This is a genomic window from Pseudomonas allii (assembly GCF_055380095.1).
The window spans coordinates 5,541,907-5,559,711 of the sequence record NZ_AP039450.1; the positions used below are offsets into that span (position 1 = coordinate 5,541,907).

Genomic DNA, 17,805 nt, shown 5'->3' on the forward strand with positions numbered 1-17,805 from the left:
GCATGGCTGCATGGGATGGACGTCCCGAATGCAATTGCGTAAGGCAGGTGCTGCCCAGGAAGTTCAGGGTGCGCGATTGTACGCAAGGCTTTGATGCGTTGCAAGAGGCCGTCCATCGCGCCTTGACACCCGGGGGCCTGGGTCCTAGCATGCCGCGCAACCCTTCTGGAGCGACTGTCGCTGATGCAACCCCAAGCTTTCTACCGCGCGGTCGCGGACGATTTTAGCGCCGTCGACGGCATCATCAAGAAGCAGCTGACTTCTAAAGTGCCGCTGGTCTCCAAAATTGGCGACTATATTACGTCGGCGGGCGGTAAGCGCCTGCGTCCTTTATTAGTGTTGCTGTGCGGCAAGGCCCTGGGCCGTGAAGGCGATGACCTGCGCCTGCTGGCAGCCACCATCGAATTCCTGCACACCGCCACCTTGCTGCATGACGACGTGGTCGACATGTCCGGGATGCGCCGTGGCCGCGAGACCGCCAATGCCATGTGGGGCAACGCCCCCAGCGTACTGGTAGGCGATTTCCTTTACTCGCGCTCGTTCGAAATGATGGTTGAACTCGGCTCGATGCCGGTGATGAAGATTCTTTCACAGGCCACCCGCATCATCGCCGAAGGCGAAGTGTTGCAACTGTCGAAGGTCCGCGACGCCAGCACCACCGAAGAAACCTACATGGAAGTGATCCGCGGCAAGACCGCGATGCTCTTCGAAGCCTCCACTCACAGCGCCGCAGCCTTGTGCAACGCTACCGCCGAACAGGCCGAAGCCCTGCGCACCTTTGGCGATCACCTGGGCGTGGCGTTCCAACTGGTGGACGACCTGCTCGACTACCGTGGCGATGCCGAAACCCTGGGCAAGAACGTCGGTGACGACCTGGCCGAAGGCAAGCCTACCCTGCCGCTGATCTACACCATGCGCGAAGGCACGCCGGAACAGGCCGCCCTGGTGCGCAAGGCGATCCAGAAAGGTGGGATCGAAGATCTGGAAGCCATCCGCGCCGCTGTCGAAGCGTCGGGTTCCCTGGACTACACCGCGCAACTGGCGCGTGATTTCGTGGCGCGTGCCATCCAGTGCCTGGAGGCCTTGCCAGCCAGCGAATACCGGGACGCTCTGGTTGAGCTGAGTGAGTTTGCGGTCGCGCGTACTCACTAAGTCAGACCTGCAAACACCGACCAATGTGAGAGGGGGCTTGCCCCCGATAACGGTAGTGAGCCAGCCCCTGTATAGACTGGCACACCGGCATCGGGGGCAAGCCCCCTCCCACATTTAGATTTCATACAACCTGTAAGACCACAAATCCCTATATAATGTGCGACTTTTAGCCATCCTGACTTTCAAGGAGCTTTAGTGAGCACGTTGCCACCCTGCCCGAAATGCAATTCCGAATACACCTACGAAGACGGCGCCCAGCTGATCTGCCCGGAATGCGCCCATGAGTGGTCCGCCACTGGCGAGGCCGAAGCGGCCGGCGATGAAGCCGTGAAGAAAGACTCTGTGGGCAACGTCCTGCAGGACGGCGACACCATCACCGTGATCAAGGACCTCAAGGTCAAGGGCACCTCCCTGGTGGTCAAGGTCGGTACCAAGGTCAAGAACATCCGCCTGTGCGATGGCGACCACGATATCGATTGCAAGATCGAGGGTATCGGCCCGATGAAGCTCAAGTCTGAGTTCGTGCGTAAAGTCTGAATCCGCTGCATCCATCCCGCGCCCGCCGCGGGATGGCGTTTCGCCCTCTGCGTTGACCTCTCGCAATATCCACACAGAAAAACCCGGAAATCACCAATAGGCACTTGCTATTTCACGAATAAGAATTATTCTCATTGAAACTCATCAAGGAGATGCGACCCATGACTTATTTGATAGATGCCTGGCTGGACCGCCCACACCCTTATCTGCGGATCCTGCATCGGGAAACCGGTGAAGTCTGTGCGGTACTGGAAGAAGAAGCGCTGAGTGAACTGCAGGACCAGGGCGACCTGGACGTGAATGGCCTGAGTTCGAGTGAACCTGGGGTGCTGAAGGAGGTGGTGCGTAATCTGTTTCTGTTCTGCTATGCCCGAGCGTTGCGCCCGGCGACGGAGCTCAATGGCAAGTTCCATCCATGAACACACCCGCAAAACACTGTGGGGACGAGCAGGCTCGCCCCCACAGGTAATCAGCAGGCCTTACAGAACGTCGAGCAACTCGACGTCGAACACCAGCACGCTGTGCGGCGGAATGCTGCCAACGCCTTGAGCGCCGTAAGCCAGTTCACTCGGCACGTACAGACGCCATTTGCTGCCAGCATTCATCAGTTGCAGGGCTTCGGTCCAGCCGGCGATCACGCCGCCAACCGGGAATTCTGCAGGCTGGCCGCGCTCGTAGGAGCTGTCGAACACAGTGCCGTCGATCAGGGTGCCGTGGTAGTGAGTACGCACTTGGTCTTCACGGGTTGGCTTGGCGCCATCGCCGGCGGTCAGCACTTCGAACTGCAGGCCGGAGGCCAGGGTGGTGATGCCATCACGCTTGGCGTTTTCAGCCAGGAATGCCAGGCCTGCGCCAGCCGCAGCTTCAGCCTTTGCAGCCGCTTCGGCCTGCATGATTTCACGGATCACCTTGAAGCTGGCAGCCATTTGTTCCTGGTCAACACGGCTTGGCTTGCCGGCGAAAGCGTCGGTCAGGCCGGCCAGGATTGCGTCCAGGCTTACGCCAGGTGGCGGATTGTCGCGCAGTTGGTCGCCCAACTGACGGCCGATACCGTAGCTGACGCGGGTTTCGTCGGTGGACAGATTAACTTCGGACATGAAGAGGCTCCGCTGTAGGGCGACACAGTTTCCCGTGTCATCCAAAACTAAAAGGGCCCGCAGACTAGCACAAAACCGGCGCGCACGATGAGCCCGGCGCCTCACGCCGGCGAGCCTCCGCTGGTCGGTTACTCACGGGGGGCGCCCATCTATTCACAAATAAAAAGTTTCAGATTCCCACTCACCCGCCGATACAGCGCTACACATCTTGGCTGGCTCAAACAACAACACCGCCCAGCAGACAGACATCACCTTTGCGGAGCATTCGATGAACAGCTGGTTCGGTAACATCAGCGTCAACCTCAAACTCGGCCTGGGCTTCGGCCTGGTGCTGGTCCTCACCTCGATCCTCGCCCTCACTGGCTGGACCAGCCTGGGCAGCCTGATCGACCGTAGCAACTGGATGAGCGACATCACCCAGCTCAACGCGTCGCTGACCAAGCTGCGCATCGTGCGCCTGCAATACATGCTCGCCAACGGCGACGAGGCCGTGGCCCAGAACGTACAGACCAACCTGGATGCCTTCGCTGCCCAGCAACAGAAACTGCTGGACAGCTTCAAGAGCCCGGAGAACGTCAAGCTGCTCAACGAGCAGAAAGCGATCATCACCGCTTACCAGCAGTCGCTAAATAAAATGCGTGAGGCCTACCGTAACGGCAACGCCTCTCGCCAGGTGATGGGCGACAAAGCCGACATCGCCAATGCGCAGATCAATGCGCTGGAGAACAGCGTCAAGCAAATGCCTGACAGCGCGGAGCATCTGGCCCAGTTCCAGGCCGTGGCCGACGCCAAGATGCAATTCCAATTGGCGCGCTACGAAGTTCGCGGGTACACCGGCAACGTCAACCCGGACACCGAAGCCCGTGCCGCCGCACAGATTGAAAAAGCCATCGCGGGTTTGAAAGACCTCAGCGCCGTCTTCGGTAGCAGCCAGCAGAACGCACTGACCGCGCTGGAAACTGCCCTGGGCGCCTATCGCACGGCCGTGCAGAACTACAAAGCCGCCAACGCCAACATCGTCACCGCCCGCGCCGAAATGACCACCCAGGGCGCCGATATCGTGACGATCAGCGACAAGCTGTACGACATCCAGTTGGATCGCCGCGACGCCGAAAGCGCCCAGGCCCGCAGCCTGCAATTGATCAGCACCTTGCTGGCCCTGCTGGTCGGCATCATTGCTGCCTTGGTGATCACCCGCCAGATCACCCGCCCGATCCAGGAAACCCTGGCCGTGGTGGAGCGCATCGCTTCCGGTGACCTGAGCCACAACATCCAGATCACCCGCCGCGATGAGCTGGGCGTGCTGCAACAAGGCATCCAGCGCATGGGCACCACCTTGCGCGAATTGATCAGCGGCATCCGCGACGGCGTGACCCAGATCGCCAGCGCCGCCGAAGAACTGTCGGCCGTCACCGAGCAGACCAGCGCCGGCGTGAACAGCCAGAAAATCGAGACCGACCAGGTCGCCACGGCGATGCACGAAATGACCGCCACCGTGCAGGAAGTCGCGCGTAACGCCGAGCAAGCCTCCCTGGCCGCTGCCGATGCCGATGGCCAGGCCCGCGCAGGCGATAAAGTGGTGGCCGAAGCCATCGCCCAGATCGAGCGTCTGGCCGCTGAGGTGGCGCGTTCCACCGACGCCATGACCCATCTGCAACAAGAGAGCAACAAGATCGGCAGCGTGATGGACGTGATCAAGGCCGTGGCCGAACAGACCAACCTGCTGGCCCTCAACGCGGCGATCGAAGCGGCGCGTGCCGGTGAAGCCGGGCGTGGGTTTGCCGTGGTGGCCGACGAAGTGCGTGGCCTGGCCCAGCGCACGCAGAAGTCCACCGAGGAAATCGAAGGCCTGGTCGCCGGTTTGCAGAACGGCACCCAGCAAGTGGCCAACGTGATGAACAACAGCCGCAGCCTCACCGACAGCAGTGTCGAGCTGACGCGCAAGGCGGGTGTGTCGCTGGAGAACATCACCCGTACGGTGTCGAATATCCAGTCGATGAACCAGCAGATCGCCGCCGCCGCCGAGCAGCAAAGCGCAGTGGCTGAAGAGATCAGCCGCAGCATCGTGAACGTGCGTGACGTGTCGGAGCAGACCGCTACGGCGAGTGACGAGACGGCCAAGTCCAGTGTGGAGCTGGCGCGGCTGGGCAGCCAGTTGCAGCAGATGGTCAGTCATTTCCGGGTTTAAGCAACCAAAAAGCCGCCTCGGCCAAAGCCGAGGCGGCTCCACTTCTCAGACCTTAACGGTCATCGAAGCTGTCCCGCAGGAACTTCCAAACGTGATAAGCACGCAGGCAGTTCACTACGAGGTTCCACGTACGTCGTGCAAACCTAGACATACTCGGCCCTCCGTAAGTTGGGCCTTACCTCCAGCACACTTACCGGAACACGTGGGCCTTCGGACGCGAGTCGATTGCGCCTTTTGAGGTGGCCGGGCTGATGGTCCTTCCGCATCAATCCGGCACGGATTACTAGCCCGTGGCAGTCGGTCCAGAATTCGCGCGCATACCCGGCTCACTCCAAAAGCGACAAACGCAGAACGGGGAAAATTCTAACGAACATCCTCGCTGAAGGTGTGTCAGCCAGTGGTTAAATATCCAGTGTCTCTCGCGAGATTCATTACAAGCTTTTGCAGTTGAATCAGGTCAGAAAAATGCGCGAAAGCGTTCTTTGATGAGCATCGCTCGGCCTTGCGTGTTGGAATGACCGGAGGTAGTATCGGCCTGCGAGTCGATTGCGTCCTTTGAGAGACCAACCCCAGCCACTAACTGGGTTTGCAAAAAAAAACCGCCCTACCAAGGCGGTTTTTTATTGCCCGCGATTTGCCCCTCAGCCCTCACCTTCCTCAACAAACACCAGCCGATTCCCAAACGGGTCCTTGATGCTCATCTCCCGCGAGCCCCAGGGCGTTTCCTCGACCCCTGGCTTGGCATACCGGTAATCCTTGCCAACCAACTGCTGCTGGTACGCGTCCACCCCTTGGGCCTGAATCCGCACCGCCGCGCCCGGCGACGCATCGCCATGGTGCTCAGTCAAATGCAACACGCATTCACCCAGCGATACCTGCAGGTACAACGGAAAATTCGCCTCGAAACGATGCTGCCAATCCACCTTGAACCCCAAAAAGTCGACGTAGAATTCCAGCGCCTTGGCCTCGTCGAAAATCCGCAGGATGGGGGTGACTTTTCCTAAGTGCATGGCAATCGCTCCGTTTATAAGAGCGCCCACTATAGAGACGAAAATCCCCGACGCAAATCCCCACTTCGCGCCAGGAAACGCCCCAACCGCCGACAGTTCGCCTGTCCATCGCTGTAGCTCAACACGCCGTTGACCCACACCCCATCAATGCCCTCCGCCGCCCGCTGCGGTTGCTTGAAGTCAGCCACATCGCGCACGCGCAACGGGTCAAACATTACCAGGTCGGCCCAGTGCCCTTCGCGGATTTCACCACGCTCGGCTAGGCCAAATCGCGCCGCTGACAAGCCAGTCATCTTGTGCACGGCGGTGTGCAGCGGGAACAACCCGACATCCCGGCTGAAATGCCCCAGCACCCGTGGAAACGCACCCCACAAACGCGGATGCGGGAACGGGTCCTCTGGCAACCCATCCGACCCCACCATCGACAACGGATGCGCGAGAATCCGCCGTACGTCCGCCTCATCCATCCCGTAATACACCGCCCCTGCCGGTTGCAGGCGACGCGCTGCATCCATCAGCGAAACATCCCACTCAGCAGCGATGTCCTGCAGATCCCGCCCGCCTACTTCCGGATGCGGCGTCGACCAGGTGATGGTGATCCGAAACGCATCAGTCACCTGCTTGAGATCCAGGGTCGAAGAACTCGCGGCATAGGGATAACAATCACAACCCACCGGGTGGGTTTTCGCCGCCTGCTCCAGCGACGCCAACAGCTGCGGACTACGCCCCCAATTACCGGCGCCGGCACATTTGAGGTGGGAAATGATCACCGGGGCCTGGGCATGCCGACCGATCAAAAACGCCTCATCCATCGCCTCCAGCACCGGTTCGAATTCGCTGCGCAAATGGGTGGTGTACACCGCGCCAAAGACCGTCAACTCCTCACTGAGTTGCAGCACCTCATCCGTCTCGGCATTGAACGCGCTGGCATAGGCCAGGCCTGTGGATAACCCCAGGGCACCGGCTTCGAGGCTCGCTCGCAACTGCACGCGCATGGCACCGATTTCATCCGCCGAAGCAGTACGATGCAGGTCTTCCATATGATTGCTGCGCAGTGCCGTGTGACCAATCAGCGCGGCGACGTTGACCGCCGGATGAGCCTTTTCGACCGCCGCTCGATAGTCGCTGAAACGCGGATAGACAAACGCCGCAGCGCTGCCCAGCAGGTTCATCGGGTCGGGCGGATCACTGCGCAACGTCACCGGCGACGCACTGATGCCACAATTGCCGACGATCACCGTGGTCACGCCCTGGCTGAGCTTGGGCAGCATCTGCGGGTGGCGGATCACCACCGTGTCATCGTGGGTGTGCACGTCGATAAAGCCCGGCGCCAGCACACGCCCCTGAGCGTCAACCTCATGCGCGCCCGATGCGCTCGACAAATCACCAATCGCCTCGATACGTCCGGCGCGCAGCCCCACATCGGCCACATAGCCTGGAGTGTTGCTGCCATCGATGATCAATGCCTGGCGAATCAACGTGTCGTACTTCATATCAGTCTCCAAGCGGCAGGCTGTCAGGGCCGCCGCGATAATCGTCCAGGGCCAGCTTGATCCGGCGCAGGCGTTCCTGGTTGTCGTCCGGCGAGGCCAGGGCCAACTCGGTGGCAAGCAGGTCGATGGCCAGCAGCATGCCGTAGCGGGCGGCGGTGGGCTTGTAGATAAAACTGGTTTCGGCCGGCTGCAGCGGCAGCAGCACATCGGCCAATTGGGCCAATGGCGAGTCGGCCAGGGTGATAGCGACGATGCGCGCGTCGTAATTGCGCGCCAGCTCCACCACGTCCAGCAGTTCGGGGGTGAGGCCGGTCAAGGAACACACAATCAGCGCATGCTCAGGCCCCAGCGTCGCCGCCGTAACCCGCATCATCACCGGGTCATGGCAGGCCGCAATCGGATAGCCCAGGCGCACCAGGCGCACCTGCAACTCATCGCTGCACAGGCTCGACGGGCCGCCCATGCCGAACGCATGGATCATCCGCGCCTTGCCCAGCAGGCTGACCGCATCGACAAAACTGGCCTGGTTGAAGCCCGACAAGTGCTGACGCAACGTCGCCTCGATATCCCCCAGGATCTGCCGATGAAACGCCGACTGTTCCGGCAACCCCGCCGGGTCGAGGAAGCGACTGCCGACGCCGCTGGCCTGGGCCAGTTGCAGGCGCAGGTCACGCAAGTCCCGACACCCCACGCTGCGCGCAAACCGTGACAACGTGGCCGTACTGACCTCGGCCCGTTGCGACAACTCCTCCAGGCTGGCCGACGCGGCAAATCCCACGTCATCCAGCATCAGCTTGGCGATACGCCCTTCGCCGGCGCTGAAGGCGTCCTGGCGAGCGCGGATCTGGTAGAGGATGTCCATGGGCTCTCCGGGTTACAAAATACAGGACAGACCATAAGTCAGACCGAAGGCGACCACTGAAATCAAAGTCTCCAACACGGTCCAGGTCTTGAAGGTCTGGATCACCGTCATATTGAAGTATTCCTTGATCAGCCAGAAGCCGCCGTCGTTGACATGAGAAAAGATCACCGAACCCGCACCGGTGGCCAGCACCAGTAGTTCAGGGTGTGGATAACCCAGGCCCAGGGCGACCGGCGCTACAACACCGGATGCGGTGGTCATGGCGACGGTGGCCGAGCCCGTGGCAATTCGCATCAGCGCGGCGAACAGCCAACCCATCACTAACGGCGACAGGTGAAAGGCATGGGCCAGGCCGAGAATTTCGTTAGTGACACCGGCGTCCACCAGGATGCGATTCAACCCGCCGCCCGCGCCCACCAGCAAGGTGATGCTCGCGGTCGGCGCCAGGCATTCATTGGTAAACTTGAGGATCGACTCACGGTTGAAGCCCTGTGCAATCCCCAAGGTCCAGAAGCTCACCAACGTCGCCACCAGCAGCGCAATCACCGAGTTGCCGATAAACAGCAGGAACTGGTTAAAACCGGTGCCCGGCGTAGAGATCACGTTGGCCCAGCCGCCGATCATCATCAGCACCACCGGCAACAGGATCGTACCCATGGTCAGGGTAAAGCTCGGCAGACGGGTACGTGGTTCACGCTCGATGAATTGGCGTTCCAACGGGTTTTCCGCCGGCAGATGAATACGCGGCACGATGAACTTGGCGTAGACCGGGCCGGCGATAATTGCCGTAGGAATACCGATCAAAATCGCATACAGCACGGTCTGCCCCACCGACGCGTTATACGCCAGCACCGCCATCATCGCCGCCGGATGCGGCGGCACCAGGGCATGCACCACCGACAGACCGGCGACCATCGGCAAACCGACCATCAGGATCGACACGCCGACCCTGCGCGCCACGGTAAAGGCGATCGGCACCAGCAACACAAACCCCACCTCGAAAAACAGCGGCAGCCCCACCAGGAACGCGATGCACACCATCGCCCAATGCGCGTTACGCTCGCCAAACCGGTTGATCAGCGTGCGCGCCACCTGCTCGGCACCGCCGGACTCGGCCATCATCTTGCCGAGCATGGTGCCCAACGCCACCACCAGGGCGATGTGCCCCAAGGTTTTGCCGACACCCGCCTCGTAGGAACCCATGATGGTGTCCGCCGGCATCCCGGCCATCAGCGCCAGGCCGATGGACACCAGGGTGATGACGATAAACGGGTTGAGTCGGTAACGTGCAATCAGCACGATCAAAGCAATGATGGCGATGGCAGCGTATGCCAACAGCCCGAAGCCCGGTGATGCGGCCATGCGGTACTCCTCGGAAAGGGTCACGTCGAATTGGTTGTGAAATTCATAAATCATTACCGAGGAGTATTTTCAATTTTTATGAAAGTAACTTTCGCCCACAGGTAAGCGCTGTCGCGTTGGGATATGCCCGACAGGCGTGAATGAAAATTCGAGGGGTGTTCTTACATGAAGATCAGAGGATGCCGGAAACTCAAACGCCGTCATCGAGTCATAAAATGCGCCTCCACTCATGCCCAGGAAAAACGACCATGATTCGCACCTCCTTTGCCGCCAGCGCCCTGGTCCTTGCCCTGTGCGGCACCGCGTCGGCCGCCGACAACCCAGCGCTGAAGAAGTGCATGGACAGCGCCAACACCACCGCCGACATGGTTACGTGCAACGCCAACGAAGCCAAGGTGCAGGACGCACGCCTGAACCGCGCCTACAAGACCGCCCTCGCCGCCCAGGAAGGCCCGCGCAAGCAGCAACTGCAAGACGTGCAGCGCCTGTGGATAAAATACCGTGACGCCAATTGCGCCTTCGCCGGTTCCGCCACCGGCGGCAGCATCGACCGGGTCAACGGTTCCGGCTGCGTGCTGGACATGACCCAGACCCGCGCGCAGGAACTCGAGGACCTGGTCGGGCCGTAGTCAGTCAGTCGTGGTGAACCCTGGCGCGCTTGAGCAGCTTCTTGCAACGCTCCGACAGATGCAGCACACGCAGGTGCTTGCCGGCCTTGCTGTAGCGCTCGCGCAAGGTCATCAACGCGGCAATCGCCGAGTAGTCGACAAAGCTCAGGTGACGGCAATCCAGCGTCACCTGGGCCGGGTCGTTGGCCGGGTCGAACTGGTTCAAAAACGGCGTGGTCGAGGCGAAGAACAACGTGCCATGCAGGCGATAGAGCTTGCTGCCATCGGCCTCCAGATGCTCATCGGCATACAGCTCCCGCGCTTGCTGCCAAGCGAAATTCAACGCCGCAATCACGATCCCGCACAGCACGGCGGTAGCCAGATCGGTGAACACCGTGATCACCGTCACTGCAAGAATCACCAGCACGTCATTGAACGGCACCTTGTTGATCACCCGCAGCGAGGCCCAGGCGAAGGTCTGCTGGGACACCACGAACATCACGCCCACCAGCGCCGCCAGCGGAATGCGCTCGATGAACGGCGACAGGAACAGGATGAACAACAGGATCATCACCCCGGCAAACACCCCCGACAAACGCCCGCGCCCACCGGAGCTGAGGTTGATCACGGTCTGCCCGATCATCGCGCAGCCGCCCATGCCGCCGAACAGGCCGGAGACCATGTTGGCCGCGCCGAGGGCCACGCTTTCACGGTCGGGGTAGCCACGGGTCTCGGTGATTTCGTCGGTGAGGTTCAGCGTCAGCAGGGTTTCCAGCAGGCCGACCATCGCCATCAGGAACGCGTACGGCGCGATGATGCCGAGAGTGTCCAGGGTCCACGGTATCTGCGGCAGCGCGAAAGTCGGCAGGCCGCCCGCGATATGGGCCATGTCGCCAAGGGTGCGGGTGGGCAGGCCGAGCAGGTACACCGCCAGCCCCACGCCGAGGATCGCCACCAACGCAGGCGGCACGGCGCGGGTGATGCGCGGCAGCAGGTAGACGATGGCCATGGTCACCAGCACCAGGCCGGTCATCACGTACAGCGGCGTGCCGCTGAGCCAGGTTTCACCGCTTTTGAAATGCTCCAACTGTGCCAGGGCAATGATGATCGCCAGGCCGTTGACGAAGCCCAGCATCACCGGGTGCGGCACCATGCGCACCAGCTTGCCCAGGCGCAGCAGGCCGAAGGCGACCATGATCAAGCCGCCCAGCAATACCGTCGCCAGCAGATACTCCATACCGTGTTGCACCACCAGCGCGACGATCACCACCGCCATCGAGCCGGCCGCACCGGACACCATGCCGGGCCGACCGCCGAACAACGCGGTGAGGGTGCAGATGATGAAAGCGCCGTAGAGCCCCATCAGCGGGTTGAGGTGAGCCACCAGGGCAAAGGCGATGCATTCGGGCAGCAGCGCAAAAGACGTGGTGAGGCCGGCCAGGGCATCGGCGCGCAGACGGGTGAGGTTCATGAAGTACCATGGGTAGTGCGATGGGGTTAAGGCGGGGAATGGTACGGAATTGAGGGAGATGGAGCTAGTCTCGAAGACCGAGTCGTGCCAATCGGGGGCAAGCCCCCTCCCACACTAGACTGCACTCCATAGTTGGAACTCGGTCAACTGTGGGAGGGGGCTTGCCCCCGATAGCAACACCCTGGGGATCAAGTGAAACTCACACCATTTCGTTGCGAATCCACTCCACCACCGACGTACGCTTCGGCGCCCAACCCAACAGTTCACGCGCCTGCTTGCCACGCACCCGACTGTTGGAGCCCAGGCCATAGTTGGCCATTTCATAGCCCCACTCGGCTTCAGCCTCGGCCAATGGCCAATCCTGCGGTTTGCCCAGCTTCAGCGCTTCGGCGATGGCGGTGGTCATGTCGATGAACGCTGCCTCGCCGCTTTCCACAAAGTAGAACGTACCCGGCACGTTCTTGGTCAGCGCCAGCAGGTACAGCGCCACAACGTCCTCAATGTGCACGTTGGACCAGATGTTCTGCCCGGTGCCCACATGGCGCACTACGCCGTTCTTGCGTGCCTGCTTGAGCAGACGCGGCAATTGCACGCTGTCGCGCTTCACGCCCAGGCTGTGGCCGTAGATCAAGGTGTTGCAGATCACCGCCGAGTTCACGCCATCTTTGGCCGCCGCGAGGATCAGATTGTCGATGGCCACACGAGCGGCCTTGTCGACGGTCGGCTCCGGCAGGTTGTCTTCGAAGTAGATGACATCGCTGGCCTTGCCGCCCGACGCGTCCCCGACGATGCTCGAACCGCTGGTGTGCAGAAACGGCTTGTTCGAACCTTTCAAAGCCGCGATCAAGGTTTCCACGGCAGCACGGTGGTCGCTGCTGGCGGCGTTGATCACCGCATCGGCCTGTTGCGCTTGCTCGGTCAATACTGCCGCGTCATCCAGGGTGCCGATCACCGGGTTGATGCCCAGTGCGGTCATCTCGGCCGCCTGTTCGGCGCTGCGCACCAGGCCGGTGACGGTGTGGCCGGCCTTGACCAGGCCGGTGGCAATGGAACCGCCGATAAAACCTGCTGCGCCGGTAATGAATACGTTCATGGAAGACTCTCCTGACTGGGTAAGTGATGGACCCAGTATCAAGGCCTCATCCTTGACGAATAAGCCCCTGGCGCCCAATTCACTCTTGCGCGCAGATCACGAATCAGCAGGCATACCGCGCCAGCTTGGCCTGGATAAAGTCCAGGAAGCACTGGATACGCAATGCCAGCTGCGAGTTGCGGTAGAACACCGCGTGGATCGGCTGGCGATACCCACTGTTGAACGCCTCCAGCACCGGCACCAGGCGCCCGGCCTCGATATCGTCGATGGTCATGAAGTTCGACAGGCAGCAGATACCCTGCCCTTCCAGCGCCAGCTGGCGCACGGTTTCGCCGCTGGACGCGGCCACGCCGGGCTGGATCAGCCAGCGATCGCCTTCCACATGGCGCAGCGGCCAGTGGTTGAGGGTTTCGGTCTGGGTGAACCCCAACAGCGTGTGATTAGCCAGCTCGGCCACCGTGGTGGGCGTGCCGTATTGCTTGAGGTAGCCGGGGCTGGCGAGGATATGCAGCGGCGTACAGCCAAGAGATCGCGCGTGCAGGGTCGAGTCCGCCAGGGCGCCGATGCGAATGGCAATATCGGTGCTCTGTTCCAGCAGGTCGATGATCACGTCATCGCTGTTCAACTCCAACTGGATATCCGGGTAGAGGCTACGAAACTCGGCGATGTACGGCACGATCCCATGCAGCATGAACGGCACGGCAGCGTTGACGCGCAGGCGCCCCGCCGGTTTCTGCTGGCGCGACGACAGGCGCTCTTCCAGCTCTTCCATCTGCGCCAGGATCACCTTGGCCTGCTCGAAGAAGTACTTGCCCTCTTCGGTCAGGTCCATGCGTCGCGTGGTGCGGTTGATCAGCGTGGTGTCGAGCTTGGCTTCCAGGCGTGACAAGGTGCGGCTGACAGCCGAAGGCGTCTGCCCGACTTGCTCGGCGGCGGCGGAAATCGAACCACATTCAATCACGCTGACGAAGATCTGCAGCTCATCGGATCGGGCTTTCACAGGCGCTCCTCGTTATCGGTTCAGCGCAGCTTACACCGAGAGATTGAACACCTGCGCCAGATGCTGCTCGTAGCGCGCCACGTCGGCTTCGATGGCCGGGCGTTTCATCACGTCCACACACAGGAACGTGGGCAGGCCGGTCATGCCGAGGAACTCATTGGCCTTGTGGAACGGGAAGTACACCGCGTCCACGCCCTTGGCTTCGAAGAAGTCGGTCGGGTCGTCGAAGGCTTGCTGCGGTGCGTTCCAGGTCAGCGACAACATGTACTGCTTGCCGTGGATCAGGCCACCACTGCCGTACTTCTGCGAGGCATCGGAACGGGTGCGACCGTCGCTGGCGTACAGGCTGCCGTGGCCTTCGGTGAAGACTTCGTCGATGTACTTCTTGACGATCCACGGTGCGCCCATCCACCAGCCGGGCATCTGGTAGATGATCACATCGGCCCAGAGGAATTTGCCGACTTCTTCGGCCACGTCGTAGCCGTCGTCGATATGGGTAACCTTGACGTCGATGCCAGCACGATCCAACGCCGCCACAGCGGTGTCATGCAGGGTAGCGTTGTAGCGGCCATCGGAGTGAGCGAACTTTTTGCCGCCGTTGAGCAAGAGGACTTTTTTCATGGGGTATCCAGAGGGGTTAACAATGTCTGCCGGCAGGCTATCGACATTGCCCCCTCGGAATAAGCAGCGGTGAGGCAAAATACATTTGACCAAAAAGCACGAATCAACCACGCATTGTTAACCGCTGATCAGCAGATGGGCGCCCAACAACGCCATGCCGATGAAAAATACGCGCTTGAACAACAGCGCACTGATGCGCTGGCGCACTACTTGACCCAGCCACATGCCCAACAGCGCCGGCACCAGCGCCAGCACCGACGCGTTGATTTCACCGCCACCGAGCGTGCCGCGCCAGGCCAGCCCTGCGGCCAATGCCAGGGTGGAAACAGTGAACGACAGTCCCAGCGCCTGCACCAACTGATCGCGGTTCAAACCCAGGGCTTGCAGATAGGGCACGGCAGGAATCACGAACACACCGGTCGCCGAGGTGATGATGCCGGTGATCACCCCGCACACGGGGCCCAGCCAACGTTCAGTCGCAGGATTTACGTTGAACGTCGGCAGGAACAAACCGCTCAGTGCATACACCAGCAACGCCCCGCCCAACGCATGGCCCACCCAGCCTCCCCCGCTCATGCCCAGCCACAACGTGCCCAGCCCAGTGCCCAGGAAGATCAGCAGCAGCATCGGCCACAAGCGCCTGAGCAACGCACTCAAATGACCGCCAAACGCCAGTTGCCACAGGTTGGTGATCGTCGAAGGGATGATCAGCAACGCCGCAGCCTGCGTCGGTAGCATAGCCAGGCCGAGCAAGCCCATGGAGACTGTCGGCAAGCCCAGGCCAATCACCCCCTTGACGGTGCCGGCGAGCACGAAGGTGCCGATCACCAGCAGTGTCAGGGCGGGGCCGATATGTTGGTAGAACGCGAGGAATGTATTCATGGGGTGATTGTGCGACTTTTGGATGAAGGCTGAAATTCGCCATATACTGAGGCAGCCTCTTGTTTTATGAGAGGCTGATGCCGCCTTCGCGAGCAAGCCCCACCTTTGGAATGCATTCCAAAGGTGGGGCTTGCTCGCGAAGGGGCCAGTCCAGTCACCCGAGAACACCGGCATGCACTTTGACCTGATAGACCTGCGCCTTTACCTGCACATCTTCGACACCGGTAACATCACCGCCGGGGCGGCCCGCAGCCATTTGTCCCTGGCTGCCGCCAGTGCGCGTATCCGGGCGATGGAGGCTTCGCTGGGCATCGAGTTTCTTGAGCGTGGCCGCCGTGGCGTTACCCCAACACCCGCCGGCAAAGCCCTGGCTCGCCATGCCCGCCTGCTGCTGCAACAGGCCGAGCACCTGCAACAGGACCTGGCGGAATACGCCAACGGCATCAAGGGCCAGGTGCGCCTGCTGTGCAACACCACCGCCCTCAGCGAATACCTGCCGGAGTTGCTCGCGGATTTTTTGCGCGAACACCCCAACCTCGACATCGACCTGCAGGAACTGCCGAGCCTGCGCATCACCCAGGCCTTGCGCCAGGGCACGGCGGACCTCGGGATCATTTCCGACGCGGTAGACACCCACGGCCTGCAGACCTTGCCGTTTCGCGATGACCCGCTGGTGCTGATCACACCGCAGGATCATCCGTTCACCGCCGGGAGCTTTATCGATAGCCTGCAACACGACTTTGTGAGCCTCACCGCCCACAGCGCGTTGACGGTTTACCTCGAAGAACAGGCATTGCACGCAGGTTTCCGCCTGCAAACACGCATCCGCGCCGAGGGGTTTGATGGGGTGATCCGCATGGTTGCCCGCGGCGCCGGCCTGGGTATCGTGCCCCAGGCGGCACTGGAGCGCTGGCCGCTGGAACCCACCTTCAAGGCCCACCCCCTGCAAGAAGAGTGGGCCTGCCGGAAGCTGCTGTTATGCGCGCGCGCGTTCGAACGCCTGCCCGGTTACGCCAAGGCCTTGTTCGACGCCTTGGCCCTGCCCTTGCGGAAAAACCCGTAATACACCGCTGACAGAATCAGCAGGAACGGCACGCCAAATACCAGCGTCATCTTGAACGCCTCGGTGAAATACGTGGTGATCATCACTGCGCCCATCAGCACAAGGCCCAGCAAGGTGCTGTAGGGGAAAAAGCGCAGTTGGAACGACAGCTTCGGCCCGCCGTGGCGCTGGCGATAGCGACGGAAGAACAGGTGGGTGAGGAAAATCATGAACCAGGTGAAGATCGCGCCGAACATCGAGATTGCCATCATCAAGGTGAACGAACTTTCCGGGTACACCACGTTGAGCAATGTCGCCAGGGCGATGCCCGAGCTGGACAGCAGCAACGCGTTCAGCGGGATGCCGCTCTTGCTCAAGGTGCCCATGGACTTGGGCGCGAAGCCGGCACGGGACAGGCTGAACATCATGCGGGTGGTGATGTAGAGCTGGCTGTTCATGGCCGAGAGCGCCGCGATCAGGATCACGAAATTCATCACCCCGGTGGCGCCGGGAATGCCGATGGTCTGCATCACCGTGACGAACGGGCTCTGGGTCTGCCCGGCCTGGTTCCACGGCACGATGGCCAGCATCAGCGCCAGGGTCAGCAGGTAAAACACCACCAGGCGCACGATGGTTGCACGGAAGGCTTTCTTCACCGCCTGTTCCGGGTCGGCGGCTTCACCGGCGGCCACCGCGATCATCTCCACGCTCAGGTAGCTGAAGATCGACACGATCACCGCGATCCACATGCCGCTCAGGCCATGGGGAAAAAACCCCTCGTGGGCCGTGTAGTTCTGCACGCCGTACTCCGGGTTGCCGGAGCCGAACACTACATACACCGCTAGGATGATGAAGCCGACGATGGCGCTGATCTTGATCGTCGAGAACCAGTATTCGAAGTTGCCGAAGGTCTTCACGCTGATGGCGTTGAGCAGGATCAGCACGCTGGAAAACGACACGATCCACACCCATTCCGGCACGTTGGCGAACCAGTACTTCATGTACATCGCCACCGCCGTGACCTCGGCGCCCACCGCCAGCACAATCGCCGCCCAGTAGGCGTAGCGCACCAGGAAGCCGGCCAGCGGGCTGATGTAGAACTCGGCATAGGCGCCGAACGAGCCGGAGGTGGAATGCGCCACCGTCATCTCCGCCAGGCAGCCCATCAACAGCAGGGTGATCAACGCGCCGATGGCGTAGCTCACCAGCACACTGGGCCCGGCATACCCGATAGCGTAGGCGCTGCCCATGAACAGCCCGGTGCCAATGGCGCCGCCGATGGCGATCATGCTCATCTGGCCGGAAGTGAGCTGGCGCCGCAGGCCCAGTTCGCGGTGGGTGATCTCGGCAAAGCCGGTGTCTGGCGTAGTCACGTGGTGTGCCCCTT

The 17,805-nt window shown here is 61.3% G+C and carries 16 protein-coding genes and 2 pseudogenes; 7 read left to right on the plus strand and 11 right to left on the minus strand.

The features are described from left to right. The first annotated feature begins 183 nt into the window (after positions 1-183). The 3 genes from ACZ445_RS25425 to ACZ445_RS25435 all read left to right on the plus strand — a co-directional run bounded on the left by ACZ445_RS25425 (position 184) and on the right by ACZ445_RS25435 (position 2,108). Positions 184-1,152, plus strand: a complete 969-nt coding sequence (locus ACZ445_RS25425; RefSeq protein WP_058425717.1) for a polyprenyl synthetase family protein — start codon at positions 184-186, stop codon at positions 1,150-1,152. 195 nt (positions 1,153-1,347) lie between these two features. After that, positions 1,348-1,689: a zinc ribbon domain-containing protein YjdM gene (locus ACZ445_RS25430; protein ID WP_179029463.1), complete on the plus strand. Its 342-nt coding sequence runs from the start codon at positions 1,348-1,350 to the stop codon at positions 1,687-1,689. A 161-nt stretch (positions 1,690-1,850) separates the two neighbouring features. Then, positions 1,851-2,108, plus strand: a complete 258-nt coding sequence (locus tag ACZ445_RS25435) for a PA4570 family protein (RefSeq protein ID WP_056858344.1) — start codon at positions 1,851-1,853, stop codon at positions 2,106-2,108. Between the two features lie 60 nt (positions 2,109-2,168). Here ACZ445_RS25435 and ACZ445_RS25440 read toward each other — a convergent pair whose 3' ends face one another. Further along, entirely contained in the window at positions 2,169-2,786 is a 618-nt protein-coding gene (locus tag ACZ445_RS25440) for an FKBP-type peptidyl-prolyl cis-trans isomerase (protein WP_003176055.1), read from the minus strand. A 268-nt stretch (positions 2,787-3,054) separates the two neighbouring features. Here ACZ445_RS25440 and ACZ445_RS25445 point away from each other — a divergent pair. Then, positions 3,055-4,119, plus strand: a pseudogene (locus ACZ445_RS25445) (methyl-accepting chemotaxis protein); the annotation flags it as partial. A gap of 261 nt (positions 4,120-4,380) precedes the next feature. Beyond that, positions 4,381-4,974: pseudogene (locus ACZ445_RS25450) on the plus strand (methyl-accepting chemotaxis protein); the annotation flags it as partial. Between the two features lie 641 nt (positions 4,975-5,615). Here ACZ445_RS25450 and ACZ445_RS25455 read toward each other — a convergent pair. Genes ACZ445_RS25455 through ACZ445_RS25470 form a run of 4 tightly spaced genes read right to left on the minus strand, consistent with a single transcriptional unit; the run spans position 5,616 to position 9,701 of the window. After that, positions 5,616-5,984, minus strand: coding sequence for a glyoxalase superfamily protein (locus ACZ445_RS25455; protein ID WP_058425714.1), 369 nt, complete (start codon positions 5,982-5,984; stop codon positions 5,616-5,618). A gap of 29 nt (positions 5,985-6,013) precedes the next feature. Further along, positions 6,014-7,477, minus strand: coding sequence for an N-acyl-D-amino-acid deacylase family protein (locus ACZ445_RS25460; protein WP_464707715.1), 1,464 nt, complete (start codon positions 7,475-7,477; stop codon positions 6,014-6,016). 1 nt (position 7,478) lies between these two features. Next, positions 7,479-8,339: a MurR/RpiR family transcriptional regulator gene (locus ACZ445_RS25465; RefSeq protein WP_058425712.1), complete on the minus strand. Its 861-nt coding sequence runs from the start codon at positions 8,337-8,339 to the stop codon at positions 7,479-7,481. A 12-nt stretch (positions 8,340-8,351) separates the two neighbouring features. Next, positions 8,352-9,701, minus strand: a complete 1,350-nt coding sequence (locus ACZ445_RS25470; protein WP_122304849.1) for a GntT/GntP/DsdX family permease — start codon at positions 9,699-9,701, stop codon at positions 8,352-8,354. A 248-nt stretch (positions 9,702-9,949) separates the two neighbouring features. Between ACZ445_RS25470 and ACZ445_RS25475 the strand changes: the two genes are divergently transcribed. Continuing rightward, positions 9,950-10,330: a lysozyme inhibitor LprI family protein gene (locus ACZ445_RS25475; RefSeq protein WP_058425710.1), complete on the plus strand. Its 381-nt coding sequence runs from the start codon at positions 9,950-9,952 to the stop codon at positions 10,328-10,330. A gap of 4 nt (positions 10,331-10,334) precedes the next feature. Here ACZ445_RS25475 and ACZ445_RS25480 read toward each other — a convergent pair whose 3' ends face one another. The 5 genes from ACZ445_RS25480 to ACZ445_RS25500 form a co-directional block, all read right to left on the minus strand. Continuing rightward, positions 10,335-11,780: a SulP family inorganic anion transporter gene (locus ACZ445_RS25480; protein WP_310863669.1), complete on the minus strand. Its 1,446-nt coding sequence runs from the start codon at positions 11,778-11,780 to the stop codon at positions 10,335-10,337. Positions 11,781-11,979: 199 nt separating this feature from the next. Further along, a complete protein-coding gene (locus ACZ445_RS25485; RefSeq protein WP_310863670.1) occupies positions 11,980-12,873 on the minus strand; it encodes an NAD-dependent epimerase/dehydratase family protein in 894 nt (297 codons plus the stop codon). 103 nt (positions 12,874-12,976) lie between these two features. Next, positions 12,977-13,873, minus strand: coding sequence for a LysR family transcriptional regulator (locus ACZ445_RS25490; RefSeq protein WP_179030027.1), 897 nt, complete (start codon positions 13,871-13,873; stop codon positions 12,977-12,979). Positions 13,874-13,903: 30 nt separating this feature from the next. Further along, on the minus strand, positions 13,904-14,494 hold the full coding sequence (mdaB, locus tag ACZ445_RS25495; RefSeq protein WP_179030026.1) for an NADPH:quinone oxidoreductase MdaB: 591 nt from the start codon (positions 14,492-14,494) through the stop codon (positions 13,904-13,906). A gap of 117 nt (positions 14,495-14,611) precedes the next feature. Further along, a complete protein-coding gene (locus ACZ445_RS25500; RefSeq protein ID WP_179030025.1) occupies positions 14,612-15,376 on the minus strand; it encodes a sulfite exporter TauE/SafE family protein in 765 nt (254 codons plus the stop codon). A 172-nt stretch (positions 15,377-15,548) separates the two neighbouring features. Here ACZ445_RS25500 and ACZ445_RS25505 point away from each other — a divergent pair, with 172 nt between their 5' ends. Beyond that, complete coding sequence (locus ACZ445_RS25505; protein ID WP_058425704.1) at positions 15,549-16,439, plus strand: LysR family transcriptional regulator; 891 nt, start codon at positions 15,549-15,551, stop codon at positions 16,437-16,439. On the opposite strand, the gene ACZ445_RS25510 is transcribed toward ACZ445_RS25505, so the two are convergent. After that, positions 16,385-17,791 (minus strand): amino acid permease, encoded by a 1,407-nt coding sequence (locus tag ACZ445_RS25510; RefSeq protein ID WP_058425703.1) that lies wholly within the window; start codon positions 17,789-17,791, stop codon positions 16,385-16,387. The genes ACZ445_RS25505 and ACZ445_RS25510 overlap by 55 nt on opposite strands. Between the last annotated feature and the right edge of the window lie 14 nt (positions 17,792-17,805).